This is a genomic window from Burkholderia sp. Bp9016, assembly GCF_003857765.1.
In the GTDB taxonomy this organism is placed as follows: domain Bacteria; phylum Pseudomonadota; class Gammaproteobacteria; order Burkholderiales; family Burkholderiaceae; genus Burkholderia.
Genome location: NZ_QTPY01000002.1, coordinates 84,277 through 101,890, shown reverse-complemented (window position 1 = coordinate 101,890; position 17,614 = coordinate 84,277). Strand labels below are relative to the sequence as shown.

Here is a 17,614-nt window from a genome sequence, read left to right as displayed (position 1 = left end):
ATCCGGCGCGCCACCTGAAGAGGACGTTGCATGACCCTGCTTTCGTTGCCGACGCTCGACGACCTGCGTATCGAGCCGGGGCTGCCCACCGTCGTGTCGCCGCGCAGCGCCGACGGCATGTCGATCGACGAAGTCGCGCCGCTCGCGCACGCCATCGCGGCCGACACGCTCGAACGGGCGGGCGGTGTGCTGTTCACGGGCTTTCACGTGCCGTCGATCGACGCGTTCCAGCAGTTCGCGGCATCGTTCGGCGATCCGCTGGTCGGCTATGAATACGCGTCGACGCCGCGCAGCCAGGTCGAAGGCGCCGTCTACACGTCGACCGAATACCCGCCGCACCGCGCGATTCCGCTGCACAACGAGCAGTCGTATACACGCGAATGGCCGCTGCGGATCTGGTTCCATTGCGCGCAGGCGGCGCCCAAGGGCGGCGCGACGCCGATCGCGGACAGCCGTGCCGTCTGTCGCACGCTCGATCCGGCGCTGGTTGCTCGCTTCGAGCAGCGCGAGCTGCTGTACGTTCGCAACTTCGGCCAGGGGCTCGACCTGCCGTGGCAGCAATCGTTCGGCACCGACGAGCCGTCCGAGGTCGAACGGATGTGCGCGGCGCGCGGCATCGAATGCGCGTGGCGCACCGACGACGACGGCGAACTGCTGTTGCGCACCCGCGAACGCTGTCAGGCCGTTGCGCGTCATCCGCGCACCGGCGATCGCGTGTGGTTCAACCAGGCGAACCTGTTTCACCTGTCCGCGCTCGACGACGACATGCAGGAAGCGCTCGTCGACGCGGTCGGGCTCGAGAACGTGCCGCGCAACGTGTACTACGGCGACGGCGCGCCGCTCGAGGCCGACGCGCTCGCGGAGATCCGCGGCGTGCTCGATCGCCAGCGCATCGTGTTTCCGTGGCGCACGGGCGACGTGCTGATGCTCGACAACATGCTGACCGCGCATGCGCGCGACCCGTTCGAAGGGCCGCGCAAGGTGGTCGTCGCGATGGCGCAGAGTTACACGGTCCCGCGCGCGACCGAACGGAGGACCGATGACGCGTAGTACCGCCGCGCTTGCCGCGCGCGGGCTGACGGTGGGTTATCGCGACCATGTCGTGATCGACGGGCTGGACCTGTCGATCGCGGCCGGCCGCATAACGGCGCTGTGCGGGCCGAACGGCTGCGGCAAGAGCACGCTGTTGCGCACGCTCGCGGGCCTGCAGCCCGCGCTTGCCGGGCAGGTCGACGTGAACGGCCAGCCGCTCGCGTCGTTTCGCCGTCGCGCGCTCGCGCGCGAACTGACGATGCTCGCGCAGTTCAACCAGATTCCGTCGGGACTCACCGTGCGCGAACTCGTCGCCTACGGGCGCTACGCGTACGGGGGGTTCCTGCGCGGGCTGTCGCGCGCCGACCATGCGGCGATCGACGAGGCGCTCGATACGAGCGGCCTGGCGGGCGACGCGGAGCGCGACGTCGGCGCACTGTCGGGCGGCGAACGGCAACGCGCGTGGATCGCGATGGCGCTCGCGCAGCAGGCGCCGATCGTGCTGCTCGACGAACCGACGACCTATCTCGACATCCATCACCAGCTCGACATCCTCGATGCGCTGCGCACGCTGAACCGTACGCGCGGACTGACGATCGTGTGGGTGCTGCACGACCTGAACCAGGCGGCCGCGTACAGCGACGAAATCGTGCTGATGCGCGCCGGCCGCCTCGTCGCGCAAGGCACGCCCGACGCGATGCTCGATCCCGCGCGGTTGCGTGCTGCGTTCGGCGTCGACATGCTGAAGCTCGCGCATCCGCAGACGGGCGCGCCGATGTGCGTGCCGGCCTACGGGCCGGCGGCGGCCGGCGCAGCGCACGCGGCGGGCGCACTCGACCGGGACGTCGCGGTATGACGACGTTCGCGATGCGCAAGCGTCTCGCGGCGAGCGGGCAGGGCGCTGCGGCCGGCCGTCGGGCCGGTGCGATCGCGCTCGGCCTCGTCGCGCTGATCGCGGTGCTGGCCGTGCTGCGTGTGGCCCCCGACCTGCGCGTGTGGTGGAACGCGGCGCCGGGCAGCGACGCCGCCGCGCTCGCCCACGTGTTTCTGTTCGACCTCAATCTGCCGCGCGTCGCGGCCGCGCTGGTCGCGGGCGGCTGCCTCGGCATCGCCGGTGCGCTGTTCCAGTCGCTCACGCGTAATCCGCTCGCTTCGCCCGATCTGCTCGGCGTGACGGGCGGCGCACAGCTGGGGCTGCTGGCGGCGATGCTGGTCCCTGCACTCGCCGGTGTCGCATCGGTGCCGCTGCTGTTCGTCTGCGGGCTGATCGCCGCCGCGTGCGCGATCGTCGCGGCCGGCGGCTGGCGCGCGACGCCGCTGCGGCTCGTACTCGCCGGCAGCGTCTGCATGCTGCTGTTCGCCGCGCTGTCGACGCTCGTGCTCGCGTTTTTCGAGCAGAACATCGCGGGTGCCGCGCTGTGGACCAACGGCAGCCTCTATCAACCGGGCGCGGCAGGGCTTGCGCTCGTCGCGCGCTGGCTCGTCGTGCCGCTGCTCGCGCTGCCGTTCGTGATCCGGCCGCTGAATCCGCTCGCGCTCGGCGACGATGCGGCGGCCGCGGCCGGCGTGCGCGTCGACGCGACGCGGCTCGCCGCGACGATCGTCGCGGTCGCGTTCACGAGCGTGGCCGTCAGCATCGCGGGCCCGCTGTCGTACGTCGGTCTCGTGGCGCCGAACCTGCTGCGCCAGGTGCGCGGCGCGCGCGCGGCACGGCTCGGCGTGCTGGTGCCGTTGTCCGCGCTCGCAGGCGGCGCGCTGGTGCTCGTCACCGACAGCGCGGTGCTTGCATCGGGCCTCGACGCGACGCTGTCGACCGGCGTCGCGATCGCGCTCGTCGGCACGCCGCTGATGCTCGCGATGATCCGGCGCGGCGCCGCGTGGTCGGGCGTGCTGCACGCGGATGGCGAACGCGCTACGGGCAGCGGCTCGACACGCGTGGTCGGCTGGCTCGAACGGCTCGGCTGGCCGTTGCGCACCGGGCTGTTCGCCGCGCTCGCCGCGCTCGCGGTGTTCGTCGGCGTGTCGGCCGGCCCCGAATGGCTGTCGCCCGCGCGCTGGTCCGCCGCGCTGTCGGGCCACGATGCCGTCGCGCGGATGCTCATCGACCTGCGCATGCCGAGGTTGCTGTGCGCGCTTCTCGCGGGTGCGCTGCTCGCCGTGAGCGGCGTCGCGATGCAGAGCGTCGTGCGCAACCCGCTCGCCGGCCCCGAAGTGCTCGGCGTCACGCAGGGCGCGGGGCTCGTCACGTTGTTCGCCTTGTCGACGTGGCCGTTGGTGGGGCACGTGACGCTCGCCGCGGCCGCGCTGATCGGCGGCGGCTTGTCGCTCGCGATCACGCTTGCGCTGAATCACCGGCATCGTTATGCGCCGCTGGCCGTCGCGCTGACCGGCATCGCGATCGGCGCGCTGTGGACCACGCTCGCGCAGTGGCTGATCACGCAGCAAAGCGTGCAGCCCGCGCGCTTCGTCGTCTGGCTCGTCGGCGGCACCTATGGCCGCAGCTGGGGCGAGGTGTCGATGCTGCTGCCGTGGTGCGTGCTGGCGGTGCCCGTCTTCGCATGGCTCGCCCGGCCCCTCGACATGCTCGCGCTCGGCGACGACCAGGCGGCCGCGCTCGGCCTGCCGGTCGCCGCGCTGCGGCCGCTCGCGCTGACGATCGCCACGCTCGCCGCGTGTGCGGCCGTCGCGGCCGTCGGTCCGGTCGGTTTCATCGGGCTGATGGCGCCGCACGTCGCGACGATGCTCGGCGCACGCCGGCACCGCACGCGCCTGTGGCTCGCGGCGGCATGCGGTGCGCTGATTCTCGGCTTCGCCGATCTGGCGGCTCGCACGGTGGTCGCGCCGCGCGAAGTGCCGGCCGGCGTGCTGACCGCGCTGATCGGCGCACCGTATCTGCTCGGACTGCTGATTCTCGAGGGGCGCCGCGCCCGGCGCGCGGGCCGATGACGCCGGCGCTCGACGGCACGCGCGCCACGCGGTTCTCGGCGTTCGCGCCTGCGGCGTTCGCCGGGCATCTCGACGTCGTGTGGCTCGGGATGCCCGATGACGCCCATGCGCCGCCGGGGCGCATCGTCGTGCCCGTCAGCGCGTTGCCCGAGCATCGCGAGGCGGTGCTCGACGCGATGGTCCGTCACTATGGCGGCGACCCGGCCCGACATGCGCGTGCGCTGATGTCGCAATGGAGCAAGTACTACTTCGGGCGTGCCGCGCCCGCCGGTGTAATTGCCGCGCTGACGCTCGGCCGGCCGCTCGACATGGCGCCGGAGCACACGTTCGTCGCGCTCGACGACGGGATGCCGGCCGCGCTGTATTTCCCGCGGGACGCGCTCGGCGCGCCGTGCGACGAACCCGCATTGCGTTACGCGGGTCTCGTCGCGCACCTCGGCGCGGTGATCGACCTGCTGGCGGCGATGGGCCGCGTCACGCCGCGCGTGCTGTGGAGCAACGCGGGCAACCTGCTCGACTATCTGCTCGACACGTACCGGTCGCTGCCGTGCCGCGCGGACCCGGTGCGCGATGCCGACTGGCTGTTCGGCGCGGCCTGCGTGCACGGCGAGCCGAATCCGCTGCGTCTGCCGGTGCGCGATGCCGTGCCGCGCTCGTCGCTGCTGCCGACGCCGTTTCGCGCGCGCCGCGTGTGCTGCCTGCGCTATGAAATTCCTGGAGAAACGCAACTGTGTGGAAGCTGCCCCCTGCTACTGACGATGGACGACTCGGCGCTGGCTGGGCAGGACGCGATCCGGTGAAGCACGCCGGCCGCCGTCATGCGCTCGGTGCGCTGGCCGCGCTAGGCGCTGCGTGCTGCGGCGCGTTCGTCGCACCGAACGTTGCAGCCGCCGCCGCGGATGATGCGCGCGGCACGGCATCGCAACCGGGTCGCTCTTCGCTCGCCGGCAATCCGGTCGTGTCGCAGGCAAGCAAGACGATGCCCGTGCGCCCGCAACGCGTGGTCGCACTCGACTTCATGTTCGCGGAAAGCGTGATCGCGCTCGACATCGTGCCGGTCGGCATGGCCGATACCGCGTTCTATCCGGGCTGGCTCGGCTACGAGAGCGACCGGCTCGCGCACGTGACCGACATCGGCTCGCGACAGGAGCCGGGGCTCGAGGCGATCGCCGCGGTGAAGCCCGATCTGATCATCGGCGTCGGTTTCCGCCATGCGCCGATCTTCGACGCGCTCGACCGGATCGCGCCGACGATCCTGTTCCAGTTCAGCCCGAACGTGTCGGAAGACGGCGTGCCCGTCACGCAGCTCGACTGGATGCGGCGGATTTTCCGGACGATCGGCGCCGTGACCGGCCGCGATGCGCGTGCGCAGGCGGTCGACGCGCGACTCGACGCGGGCCTCGTGCGCAATGCGTCGCGGCTCAAGGCGGCGGGGCGCAGCGGCGAACGCATCGCATTGCTGCAGGATCTCGGGTTGCCCGACCGTTACTGGGCCTATACGGGCAACAGCACGTCGGCGGGCCTCGCGCGCGCGCTCGGGCTCGAACCGTGGCCGCGCAAGCCGACTCGCGAAGGCACGCTGTACGTGACGTCCGCCGACCTGCTCAGGCAGCGCGACCTGGCCGTGCTGTTCGTCACCGCGACGGGGATGGACGTGCCGCTGTCGGCGAAGCTCGATTCGCCGGTGTGGCGTTTCGTGCCTGCGTTGCGTGACCGCCGGATCGCACTGATCGAGCGCAACATCTGGGGATTCGGCGGCCCGATGTCGGCGCTGAAGCTGGCTGACGTGATGACCGATACGATGCTGAAGCTGCCGGCCGTGCGCTGAATGCGTGATTGAACGCCAGCGGGCGGAGCAGCGGTTTGACGGGAAGGTGGTGCCTCGTCGTGCCGGACGAACCGGCACACCGCCCGCGCACCGCAATCACGGCGCGCGGGCGATAAACCTCTTGCTTACGCGCTCAACGCGTCGACACCATTCTGCGCACGCGAGCGCGCAGGTGTCGTATCGCTGACGATCTGCCCGTTGTCGAGCTTCAGCAACCGGTCGGCGAGACCGAAATAGCGGTCGTCGTGCGTGATCACGATCACGGCCTTGCCGCGCGCGCGCAGTTCGGGCAACAGTTGCTCGTAGAACACGGCCTTGAACGACGGATCCTGGTCGGCCGCCCATTCGTCGAACAGGTAGAACGGCCGGTCTTCCAGATACGCGACAACCAGCGCGAGCCGCTTGCGCTGGCCGGTCGACAGCGCACGGTTCGAGAACGCGCCGTCGACGACCTTCACCTTGTGGTCGAGCGCGAGCTTCGCGACGAGGGCGTTCGCGCGCGCATCGGCCTGCGCACGCTCCGGATCGTCCGGATCGACGATGCCGAGCAGCGCATCGAACAGGTGGAAATCGTTGAACACCGCGCTGAAGCGCTGCCGGTACGCGGCACGCTCGCGCCAGCCGATCGGGCGGCCGTCGACCTCGATCGCGCCTTCCTCGGGCTCGTAAAGCCCCGTCAGCACCTTCGCGAGCGTCGTCTTGCCGCTGCCGTTGCCGCCGACGATGAACACCAGTTCGCCCGGCTGGATCGTCAGGTTGATCGGCCCGATCCGGAACATCCGTTCGTCGCGCTCGTGGAAATACGCATGCGTGACGCCGCGCAGCGTGACCGCGCCGGCCGGCGGCACGTCGGGGGCGTCGCTGGCGGGCGGCACCGTGCGCAGCGCGCCGAATTCGGCCATCACGCCTTCGATCCGGCCGAGCGACACGCGCGCCGCGTTGACGGTCGGCAGGTTGTTCAGCAGCCCGTCGAGCGGCACCAGCATGAACAGGAACACGACGACATAGCCGGCCGCGGTGCCGGCATCGGCATGTACGCCGAGCTGCGGCCAGAACGCGGCCGCACCGAGGAACACGTAGAACAGGAAGATGATCCAGCCGACCCCGACCGCATACGCGCTGAACGCGCGGCGGCGGTGATCGCGCACCTCGCCGATCGCGGCGCCGAGCTGGCCGTCGACGAACTGGCGCGCGCGCGCGTCATGCAGCTTCAGCTCCTTCGCCCCGGAGAACAGCGAGCCGAGATAGCCGAACAGGCGGTCCTGCGCCTGGCCGGCCGCTTCGAGCGACGCGATCGCGCGACGGTCGCCGGTGTGGTAGCCGAGCGAGCCCGCGACGATCGCGGTGAGCGCCAGCAGGCAAACGGGCCAAGACAGCCATGCGAGGTAGCCGAGGCAGCCGAACACGATCGAGCCGTGCATCACCAGGTTCGGCAGCGCGAAGAACAGCATCGACACGTTGGTCGCGTCGTCGGTCAGCACCGACTGCACGGGGGCGGCGCCGATCCGCTCGATGTCGCGCAGCTCGGCCGCGCCGACGCGCCGCGCGAGGTGCACGCGCAGCCGCGCCATCGTGTCCTGCGACAGCCGCGCGAACAGCGTGCCCGACACGATGCGCGTGACGAGGGCGATCACCGCGCATAGCGCGAAGCGCCACGCGAGCGACGCATCGGCCGCGCCGGGCTGCGCGAGCGCGCGGTTCAGCGTCGCGACGAGCAGCACGCTCGCGACGCCGTTGAGCACGCAGGCGACGAGCGCAAGCGCGAGTGATGCGCGGCTTTCGCGCAGCAGCGCGAGGATCAGGCGCGCCGCGGGGCGGCCGGGGGAGGCGTCGAGGGACGGCGGGGAAGAAGGCTCGTGGGCGGCTGTCATCGGCAACGTCGGTAATAAGAGGGCAGGCGAAACATGCGGAAACGGAAAAACTGACGCGAAAGCAGCGCGCGAGCACGAGCCCGGTTGCGGCTTTCCTCCCTGATAGACGAACGGGACACGCAAATATTTAGTCGTTCCTTCCAGAAAGCCGCCCCGTGCGCGATTTGCACGCAAAACGGTAAAAAATCGGCCGCGTCGTTCGTCACACCAGTGAAGCCGCCCAAAGCGGCCCCGAGACTTGGCCGAAGCGGCCGGACCGAAGGACTTCACGCACATGACGAGTTTCCCGACTGCGCTGCATCACCGAATCCGCGAACTGGCGCGCGTCGCGCCCGACGCGCCCGCGCTCGCCGCACCTTTCCAGAACGATCTGCGCCTGTCGCGCGGCGTGCTCGACGCGCGCGCGTCGCAGCTTGCCCGGCAATTGCGTGCGGCGGGCGTGGGCGCGGAAGTGCGGGTCGGCGTGTGCGTCGAGCGCTCGTGCGATCTGTTCGTCGCGTTGCTGGCCGTGCTGAAGGCGGGCGGCGTGTTCGTGCCGCTCGATCCGCGCCATCCGGCCGCGCGCCTCGACTGGATCGTCAGGGATGCGCAATTGCGGCACGGCATCGTCGACGCGGCCGGCCGCGTGGCGCTCGGCATGCCGTTCGAGCATGCGTTCGATGCGACGGCCGTGGCGGCCGATCGCGCGCAGGCCGCAGCCTTCGGCGATGACGACCACGACGACACGCCGGTGCATCCGCGCTCGGCCGCCTACATGATCTATACCTCGGGTTCGACCGGCACGCCGAAGGCGGTCGTCGTCGAGCACGGGCCGCTCGCCGCGCATTGCGACGCGCTTGCGGCCGCGCTGCCGATCGAGCGCGACGACTGCCTGCTGCATTTCGCGTCGGTCAATTTCGACGCCGCGCACGAATGCTGGCTCGCGCCGCTCGCGGTCGGCGCCAGCGTGACGATTGCGCCGCCGCAGCCGTTCGCGCCGGACGCCGCGCATGCGCTGATGGTGCGCGAGTCGGTCAACGTCGCCGCGTTCCCGCCGGCGTATCTGCGCGAATTCGCGGCCGTGGCCGCGCGCGACGGCGTGCCGCCGGCATTGCGCGTGCTCGCGTTCGGCGGCGAGGCGCTGCCGCAGCAGGCGTTCGAATTCGTGCGCCGGACGTTCCCGTCGGTGCGCCTGATCAACGGTTACGGGCCGACCGAGGCCGTGATCTCGCCGATGCTGTGGCCGGTCGAGCCGGGCGAAACGCCGGTGCTCGCGGCGGACGATGTGTATGCGTCGCTGCCGATCGGTCGCGTGATCGGCCCGCGCGTCGCGCGTATCGACGGCGACGAAGCGCGCGAGGGCGGCGAATTGCTGCTCGGCGGCGTGTGTCTTGCGCGCGGCTATCACGGTCGTCCGGCGTTGACGGCCGAGCGCTTCATTCCCGACGCGGATGGCGAGCCGGGCGCGCGCGTCTATCGCACCGGCGACCTCGCGCGCTTGCGGGGCGACGGCGCATTCGACTACCTCGGCCGGCTCGACGATCAGGTCCAGGTGCGCGGCGTGCGTGTAGAGCCTGCGGAAATCGCCGCATGCCTGCGCACGCATCCGGCTGTTGCCGATGCAGCGGTGATCGCCGAAACCGGCAACGGGCCGACGCGGCTGATCGCGTGCGTCGCGCTGCGCGCGGCCGCCGACGATGCGCTGCTGAAGGCGCACGTGGGCGCGCAATTGCCCGCAGCGTGGCAACCGCACCGGTTCGTCCGGTGCGACGCGCTGCCGTATACGCTGAACGGCAAGATCGACCGGGCCGCGCTGCGCGAGCGCATTGCCGCCGCCCGCGATACGGCGCAACGCGAGGGTGACGCGCCGCACACGCCGACCGAGCAGCAGATCGCCGGTGTCTGGCAGACGCTGCTGGCTCTCGACGTCATTCCGTCGCGCGCTGATCGCTTCTTCGCGCTCGGCGCCGATTCGCTGGCCGCGATGCAGCTTCAGGCCGCGATTCGTGCTGCATTGCGCGTGAACCTGCGCCTCGACACGCTGTTCGCCGATCCGTCGCTCGCCGATCTGGCCGCGCACGTCGATCGCGCGGAACGCGAGACAGGCGAGCCGCTGGCCGCGATCTCCGCGCGTCGCAGCGCCGCCGTCGTGGCTGCATCGGCCGCGCCGTACGTCGATCGCGCCGCATCGCTCGCACAGCAACGTTTCTGGGTGCTCGCCCAGACGCGCGATGCAAGCGCCGCATATCACATCGCCGCACACTGGACGATCGACGGCGTGCTCGACCGCGACGCGCTGCAGCGCGCGCTCGATCACGTGATCGGACGGCACGAGGCATGGCGCACGACGCTCGTCGACAGCGACGACGGCATCGTGATGCAGCGTATCCACGCACACTTGCCGGTTGCGATCGCCACGCTGGACCTGCGCGCACAACCGCTGGCTGCGCGCGATGCGCAAGCCGCGCACGTGGCTGAACACGATGCGGGTGCGCCGTTCGATCTGTCGGGCGGGCCGCTGCTGCGCGCGACGCTTCTCGTGCTCGCCGACGATCGCCACCGGCTGCTGCTGACTGCACACCACGCGATCACCGACGGCTGGAGCTCGCGCTGCGCGTTCGACGAACTGTCGGCCGCGTACCGTGCGTATGCGCAAGGTCGCGAACCGTCGTTGCCCGGGCTGCCGATCCAGTACGCGGACTATGCGGACTGGCAGCGCGACATGCTTGCCGGCGGCGAGGGCGAACGACAGCTCGACTACTGGCGCGGCGCGCTGCGCGACGTGCCGGGCCCGCTCGCGCTGCCGGTCGACCGTCAGCCGGGCGCGACGCGCACGCTGCAGGGCGCGCGTGCGTCGGTACGCCTGCCCGACGCGGTTGCAGCCGACGTGCGGCGCCTTGCACGCGATGCGCAGGCCACGGTCTTCACGGTGCTGCTGGCCGCGCTCGACGCATGGCTGGCGCGCGTGACCGGCGAGACGGACGTGGTCGTCGCGGTGCCGGTCGCGCATCGCCAGCGTCCGGAAACCCGCGCGCTGCTCGGACTGTTCCTGAATACCGTGGCGATGCGCGTACGCGTGGCGCCGACGCAGCCGTTCCGCGCGCTCGTCGACGCCGCACGTGCGGCGGCGCTCGATGCGGTCGCGCATCAGGACGTGCCGTTCGAGCGCGTCGTCGACGCGGTGAAGCCGCCCGTCAAGCGCGGCGACGAATGGCTGCGCGTGAAATTCGCGCAGCAGTTCGATGCGCGTCACGACAGCGTGCTGCCGGGCGCGACCGCCGTGGCGACGCCGGGCCCCGATCTTGCCGCGCGCTTCGACTTCGCGCTGGATTTCACCGACGACGCGAACGGCATCGAACTGGTCGCCGCATACGCGACCGACTGCATCGATACGGATACCGCACGCGCATGGCTCGACAGCTATGCAGCGCTGGTCGCGGCCGCCGCACATGAACCGCAACGCACGACGGCCGCATTGCCGTGCGATGCGTCGCCGGTGTCGCGCCAGCCGCGTGACGGCCGGGCACTGCGTGTCGAGCATGCGGACATCGTTGCCGCGTTCGCGCGGCAGGCGGCTGCCTATCCGCATCGCGTTGCGCTCGCCGATGCATCGGCAGCGCTGACGTTCGCCGAACTCGACGACGCGTCAAACCGGATCGCGCACGCACTGAAACTGCGCGGCGTAACGGCCGAGGCGTCCGTGATCGTCTGCGTAGAACGTTCGGCCCGCTTCGTCGTCGGTCTGCTCGGTGCGCTGAAAGCCGGTGCGCTGGCCGTGCTGCTCGATCCGGCGCAGCCGGCCGCGCGACTGGCCGCCGCCGCCGCCGATTGCGGCGCGCGCTGGGCGCTCGTCGCGGACGCGGCCGCCTGGCCGGCCGGCACCGACACGCAACCGCTCGACGTCGATACGCTCGCGCAGGACGCGACGCTCGCCCATGCGGCCGGCGTACGTGTCGCGCCGCATCCCGAACAGGGCGCCTATCTGATCTATACGTCGGGCTCGACCGGCACGCCGAAGGGTGTTGTCGTGTCGCACGGCGCACTCGCCGACTATGTGCAGGGCATGCTCGACGAACTCGCGTTCGCACCGGACGCGTCGTTCGCGATGGTATCGACCGTCGCGGCCGACCTCGGCCATACGACGCTGTTCGGCGCGCTGTGCGCGGGCCGCACGCTGCACCTGCTGCCGGCCGCGTGCGCATTCGACCCGGACCTGTTCGCCGACGAAATGCGCCGCCGCGACGTCGGCGTGCTGAAGATCGTGCCGAGCCACCTGCAGGCGCTGCTCGACGCGCGCGCGCCGGCCGACGTGCTGCCGCGCCACGCGCTCGTGACCGGCGGCGAAACGCTGACGTGGGCGCTCGTCGCGCGTCTCGCCGCGCTCGCGCCGGCCTGCCGCGTGATCAACCATTACGGGCCGACCGAAGCGACGGTCGGCGCGATCGCGTGCGACACCGCATCGATCGCCGTCGACGCGCGCGATCCCGCGAGCGGCGTGCCGCTCGGCGCACCACTGCCGAATGCGCGCGCGCTGGTGCTCGATGCGTTCGGCGCATGCGTGCCGGCAGGCGCGACGGGCGAGTTGTATCTGGGCGGGCCGGGCGTCGCGCGCGGCTACCTGAACCGGCCGGCGCAGACCGCCGAGCGCTTCGTGCCCGATCCGTTCACGCCCGGCGCGCGCCTGTACCGCACCGGCGACCGCGTGCGTTTGCGCGCGGACGGCCGGATCGCCTTCCTCGGGCGTATCGACGACCAGGTGAAAATTCGCGGCTATCGCGTCGAACCGGGCGAAGTGAGCGCGGCCGTACGCGCGGCCGGCCCGATCGCGCAGGCCGAAACGCTCGCGATCGAGTACGACGGCCGCCTGCGGCTCGCGACGTTCGTCGTGATGCGCGACGGCGCGGCATTCGACGAAGCCGCCGTGCGCGCGGCACTCGGCGCGACGCTGCCCGACTACATGGTGCCCGCGCAGTTCGTCGCGCTCGCGCGCCTGCCGGTCACCGCGAACGGCAAGATCGATCGCGCCGCGCTGCGCGAGCTGGCCGCCGTGCCGGTGACGGTCGCCGCGGGCGACGCGCCGCAGGGCCCGGTCGAAACAGCGCTCGCCGAAGTGTGGCAAGCGGTGCTGAAGGCGCCGAGCGTCGGCCGCGACGACAACTTCTTCGAACTCGGCGGCGACTCGATCCTCGTGCTGCAGGTGATCGCACGTGCCCGCAAGCGCGGCGTGCGCTTCACGCCGAAACAACTGTTCGACGGCCCGACGGTCGCCGAGCTCGCGCGCATCGCGAAGACGGTGGAGGCGGTCGCGGCGACGCCGACGCCAGTCCTGGCCGCGCCGGCTGCCGCGGCAATCCTGACACCGGCACAGCAGCGCTTCTTCGCACTCGACGTGCCGCATCCGGGCCACTGGAACCAGTCGGTCGCGTTCGACGTGCGCGGCCCGTTCGACGCCGATGCGTTCGCACGCGCATTCGACGCATTGCTCACGCATCACGACGCGTTCCGCCAGCGCTTTGCGCGCGACGCGAACGGCAACTGGCACGCAAGCGACGCGGCGAAGCCGCACGACGCGCTGCCGTTCGTCGAAGTCTCGGCACGCGACGAAACCGACGCACTGGCACGCTTCGACGCGTTGCAGCGCCGCCTCGACCTCGGCCGCGGGCCGCTCGCGTGCGCATGCGCGGCGCGGCTGCCGGACGGTTCGACGCAACTCTATCTGGCGATTCATCATGCGATCGTCGACGGCGTGTCGTGGCGCATCCTGCTCGACGATCTCGACTCGGCCTATCGGGCCGCATGCGAGCGCACGCCGGTTCGCCTGTCGCAACCGGGCCTGCGTGCGGATGCATGGGCGGCGCGGCTGGCACGAGCCGCGACAGACCCGGCATCGCCGTTCGCCGCCGAAACCGCATACTGGGCCGGGATGGCGCAGGGCGACGACCTCGTGCCCGATCATCCCGACGCACCGGCGACGAATGCCGATGCGGCCGTCGTCGTGCAGACGATCGACGCGGCATTGACCCGCGCGGCGCTGACCGATGCGCACGCGGCATATCGCACGCAGACGATCGAACTGCTGGGCGCGGCGCTCGCACTGGCGCTGACTGAAGCCGACGGCGCCGCTTCGTGCCGCGTCGAATTCGAAGGACACGGCCGCGAGGCGCTGTTCGACGATGCGGACGCGAGCCGTACGATCGGCTGGCTGACGAGCCACTATCCGGTGACGCTGCCGGTCGACGCGAGCGCACGCGACACGTTGTGCGCGGTCAAGGACACGCTGCGCGCGGTGCCGAACAAGGGGCTCGGCTTCGGCGTGCTCGCGCACTACGGCGATGCGGCGACGCGCGCGGCGCTGGCCGCCGCGCCGCGCCCGCGCGTCACGTTCAACTATCTCGGCCAGTTCGACGCGCCGCGCGATGCGACGCTCGTGCCGCGCTTCGGCGGCACCGGCACCGAGCGCGACCCCCAGGGCCCGCTCGGCAACACGCTCGCGATTCACGCATATCTGGATACCGATCGCGACGGCGCCCGCACGCTCAAGGTGCACTGGGTGTACGGCGCACCGCAATTCGAACGCGCGACGATCGATGCTTTCGCCGAACGCTTCGCGAGCGCACTGCGCGCGCTTGCCGATGCCTGCGCGGCACGTGTCGCGCATCGCGGCGGCGGTGCGACGCCGGGCGATTTCCCGCTCGCGCAGACGGCCGGCCTCACGCAGGCCGCGATCGAGCGCGCGCCGCTCGACTGGCGCACGATCGACGATGTCTATCCGCTGTCGCCGATGCAGCAGGGGATCCTGTTCCATGCGTTGTTCGCGCCCGGTCACGCAAGCTACGTGAACCAGCTCGTCGCGACCGCGACAGCGCTCGACGCCGACCGGCTCGCGGCCGCGTTCGCCGCGTCGGTCGCGCGCCACGACATCCTGCGCACCAGCGTGATGCCCGACGAAGCGGCGCCGCTGCAATGCGTGCATCGCCATGCGCAGATGCCGGTCGAACAGCTCGACTGGCGCGCGCACGGCGCCGCGTTCGACGCCGATTTCGACGCATGGCTCGCGGCCGACCGCGCCCGCGGCTTCGACTGGCGCGAGCCGCCGCTGATGCGGCTCACGCTGATCCGCGTGGCCGACGACGCCTGGCGTGTCGTGTGGACGCGCCACCATGTGCTGCTCGACGGCTGGAGCACCGCGCGCCTGCTCGCGGATGTGCTGCGCGACTATCGCGACCCCGATGCGGTGTCGCCGTTCGCGAGCCGCCCGGCGCTGCGCTATCGCGACTTCATCGCCTGGCTCGGCACGCGCGACCGCGACGCGGACGAACGCTTCTGGACCGAACGGCTCGCGCGCCTCGACGCGCCGACGCTGATCGCCGAGCGCGCGGCCGACCGTGCGGATGCCGAAATGGTCACGTGGCGTGCGACGATCGCCGCCGATGCGCTGGCGCGTGTCGCGCACACCGCACGGGCGCTGAAGCTGACCGTGAACACGCTGGTGCAGGGCGCCTGGGCGCTCGCGCTGCAGCGCATGACGCATCAGCCGGCCGTTGCGTTCGGCGCGACCGTCGCGGGCCGTCCCGATGCGCTCGCGGACGTCGACACGGTGCTCGGCCTTTTCATCAACACGCTGCCGGTGATCACGGCACCCGCGCCGCAACAGCGCGCGGCCGACTGGCTGCAGGCGCTGCAACGCGACAACGCAGCCGCTGCCGAGCATGCGCATACGCCGCTTGCCGACATCCAGCGCTGGGCGCGCGGCGCCGGCGGCGCACTGTTCGACACGCTGGTCGTGTTCGAGAACTACCCGGTCGACGACACGGCGCGCGACGCCGATCCGCGCGCACTCGCGCTGAGCGACGTGCGCAGCATCGAAGCGACCGATTTCGCGCTGACACTCGTGATCGAAAGCGGCGCCGAACTGACGATCGACTATGGCTACGACACCGCGCGTATCGATGCGCGGCAGGTCGAAACCTGGCACCGCGCGTTCGCCTGCGCGCTCGACGCGCTGGCCCGCACGCCGGACGCGCTGCTCGGCACGCTGTCGATCGCGGACGATGCGGCACGCGATGCGCTGGTACGCGCGCAGCACACCGCACAGACGTGGCCGCACGCGCAGCGCCAGCCGCTGCATCTGCAATTCGCCGACGCCGCACGCGCGACGCCGGACGCGATCGCACTCGAATACGCGGACTCGCATGGCCGTGTGCAACGCGCAACCTATCGCGAACTCGACCTGAGCACGGCGCGCGTCGCCGCTGCATTGCGCCGGCGCGGCGTGCGGCCCGACACGCCGGTCGCGCTGTGCGTCGAGCGCTCGTTCGACATGGTGACGGCGCTCGTCGGCGTGCTGAAGGCAGGCGCCGCGTACCTGCCGATCGATCCCGACTATCCGGCCGAGCGCATCGCGTACCTGCTGCAGGATGCACGTCCGGCCGTCGCGATCACGCAGGCCCATCTGCGCGCGCAGGTCGAGGCCGCACTCGGCGATGGCGCGGCGACGCAACTGCTGACGGTGGCCGATCTGCTTGCAGACGAACCGGACGAGATGCCCGCCGGCGTCGCAACCGACATCGACGATGCGCAGCTCGCGTACCTGATCTACACCTCCGGCTCGACCGGCAAGCCGAAGGGCGCCGGCAACACGCACGGCGCGCTCGCGAACCGGATCGCGTGGATGCAGCACGCGTACCGCCTCACGCGCGATGACGTCGTGCTGCACAAGACGCCGTTCGGTTTCGACGTGTCGGTGTGGGAATTCGTGTGGCCGCTCGCGATCGGCGCGAAGCTCGCGATCGCCGCGCCCGGCGACCACCGCGATCCGGCACGCCTCGCGGCCGCGATCCATGCGCACGGCGTGACGGTGCTGCACTTCGTGCCGTCGATGCTCGCCGCATTCGCCGCGTATCTCGACGATTTTGCGGCCGCCGCGCAATGCGACAGCGTGCGCCTGATCGTCGCGAGCGGCGAGGCGCTTGCGCCCGAGCTCGTCGCGAAGGTCGCGCGGCTGCTGCCGAACGCGACGCTCGTGAACCTGTACGGGCCGACGGAAGCCGCGATCGACGTGTCGCACTGGACGTGCGGTCCCGACGACGCGAATGCGATCGCGGTGCCGATCGGCCATCCGATCGCGAACCTGCAACTGCACGTGCTCGACGCGGCATGGCAACCGGTGCCGGCCGGCGCGACCGGCGAGCTGTATCTGGCCGGCGCGGGCCTCGCGCGAGGCTATCTCGGCCGCCCGGGGCTGACCGCCGAGCGCTTCGTGCCCGATCCGTTCGTGCCGGGCGCGCGCATGTACCGCACCGGCGACCTCGCGCGGCGTCGCGCCGACGGCGCGCTCGACTACCTCGGCCGCGTCGACACGCAGGTGAAGCTGCGCGGCCAGCGGATCGAGCCGGGCGAAATCGAGGCGTTGTTGCGCGCGGCGCCGGGCGTACACGACGCGGTCGTGATCGTGCGCGACGAGCAGCTGATCGCTTATATCGCACGTGGCGACGCGGGCCCGCTCGATCGCGCGGCGCTGCTCGATGCGTTGCGTGCGCAACTGCCGGCGTACATGGTGCCGTCGCAACTGATCGAGCTCGACGCGTTGCCGGTCACGCCGAACGGCAAGTGCGACCGCCATGCGCTGCCCGCACCGGTGCGTGAAATGTCGGCAGCGGTCGAACTCGCCACCGACACCGAGCGCGCGCTCGCGGCGATCTGGCAGCGCGTGCTGCACGTGGACGCGATCGGCCGCGACGACGATTTCTTCCTGCTCGGCGGCCACTCGCTGCTCGCGACGCAGGCGCATGCGCAGGCGAACCTGCACTGGGGCCTCGCGCTGCCGCTGCGCACGCTGTTCGACACCCGCACGCTCGCACGCTGCGCGGACGCGATCGATGCGGCATGCGCGGCGCGAGGCGAGACCGATGCGGCGAGCGCGATCGACGCGCTGCTCGGCGAACTGGAAACCCAATAA

The 17,614-nt window shown here is 71.4% G+C and carries 7 protein-coding genes; 6 read left to right on the top strand and 1 reads right to left on the bottom strand.

Annotated features, from left to right (window positions below):
• The first annotated feature begins 30 nt into the window (after positions 1-30).
• From DIE13_RS02850 to DIE13_RS02830, 5 genes are read left to right on the top strand one after another with little or no spacing between them, the layout of a single operon-like run.
• Positions 31-1,050, top strand: coding sequence for a TauD/TfdA family dioxygenase (locus DIE13_RS02850; protein WP_124825743.1), 1,020 nt, complete (start codon positions 31-33; stop codon positions 1,048-1,050).
• Entirely contained in the window at positions 1,040-1,888 is an 849-nt protein-coding gene (locus tag DIE13_RS02845) for an ABC transporter ATP-binding protein (protein ID WP_124825742.1), read from the top strand. The genes DIE13_RS02850 and DIE13_RS02845 overlap by 11 nt, the downstream gene beginning before the upstream one ends.
• A complete protein-coding gene (gene fhuB, locus DIE13_RS02840) occupies positions 1,885-3,978 on the top strand; it encodes a Fe(3+)-hydroxamate ABC transporter permease FhuB (protein ID WP_124825741.1) in 2,094 nt (697 codons plus the stop codon). Before DIE13_RS02845 ends, fhuB begins: the two co-directional genes overlap by 4 nt.
• On the top strand, positions 3,975-4,778 hold the full coding sequence (fhuF, locus tag DIE13_RS02835) for a siderophore-iron reductase FhuF (protein WP_124825740.1): 804 nt from the start codon (positions 3,975-3,977) through the stop codon (positions 4,776-4,778). The genes fhuB and fhuF overlap by 4 nt, the downstream gene beginning before the upstream one ends.
• Positions 4,775-5,806, top strand: a complete 1,032-nt coding sequence (locus DIE13_RS02830) for an ABC transporter substrate-binding protein (RefSeq protein ID WP_124825739.1) — start codon at positions 4,775-4,777, stop codon at positions 5,804-5,806. The genes fhuF and DIE13_RS02830 overlap by 4 nt, the downstream gene beginning before the upstream one ends.
• Before the next feature lie 125 nt (positions 5,807-5,931).
• Here DIE13_RS02830 and DIE13_RS02825 read toward each other — a convergent pair whose 3' ends face one another.
• The gene (locus tag DIE13_RS02825) at positions 5,932-7,677 is read right to left on the bottom strand and encodes a cyclic peptide export ABC transporter (protein ID WP_124825738.1); all 1,746 of its coding nucleotides are present in this window, start codon (positions 7,675-7,677) and stop codon (positions 5,932-5,934) included.
• Positions 7,678-7,951: 274 nt separating this feature from the next.
• On the opposite strand from DIE13_RS02825, the gene DIE13_RS02820 reads away from it, so the two are divergent.
• Entirely contained in the window at positions 7,952-17,614 is a 9,663-nt protein-coding gene (locus DIE13_RS02820) for a non-ribosomal peptide synthetase (protein ID WP_124825737.1), read from the top strand.

Excerpts from the sequence above, each read along its gene's own strand:
- DIE13_RS02850 (WP_124825743.1), top strand. The coding sequence starts at position 31 with ATGACCCTGCTTTCGTTGCCGACGCTCGACGACCTGCGTATCGAGCCG.
- DIE13_RS02845 (WP_124825742.1), top strand. The coding sequence starts at position 1,040 with ATGACGCGTAGTACCGCCGCGCTTGCCGCGCGCGGGCTGACGGTGGGT.
- fhuB (WP_124825741.1), top strand. The coding sequence starts at position 1,885 with ATGACGACGTTCGCGATGCGCAAGCGTCTCGCGGCGAGCGGGCAGGGC.
- fhuF (WP_124825740.1), top strand. The coding sequence starts at position 3,975 with ATGACGCCGGCGCTCGACGGCACGCGCGCCACGCGGTTCTCGGCGTTC.
- DIE13_RS02825 (WP_124825738.1), bottom strand. The coding sequence starts at position 7,677 with ATGACAGCCGCCCACGAGCCTTCTTCCCCGCCGTCCCTCGACGCCTCC.
- DIE13_RS02820 (WP_124825737.1), top strand. The coding sequence starts at position 7,952 with ATGACGAGTTTCCCGACTGCGCTGCATCACCGAATCCGCGAACTGGCG.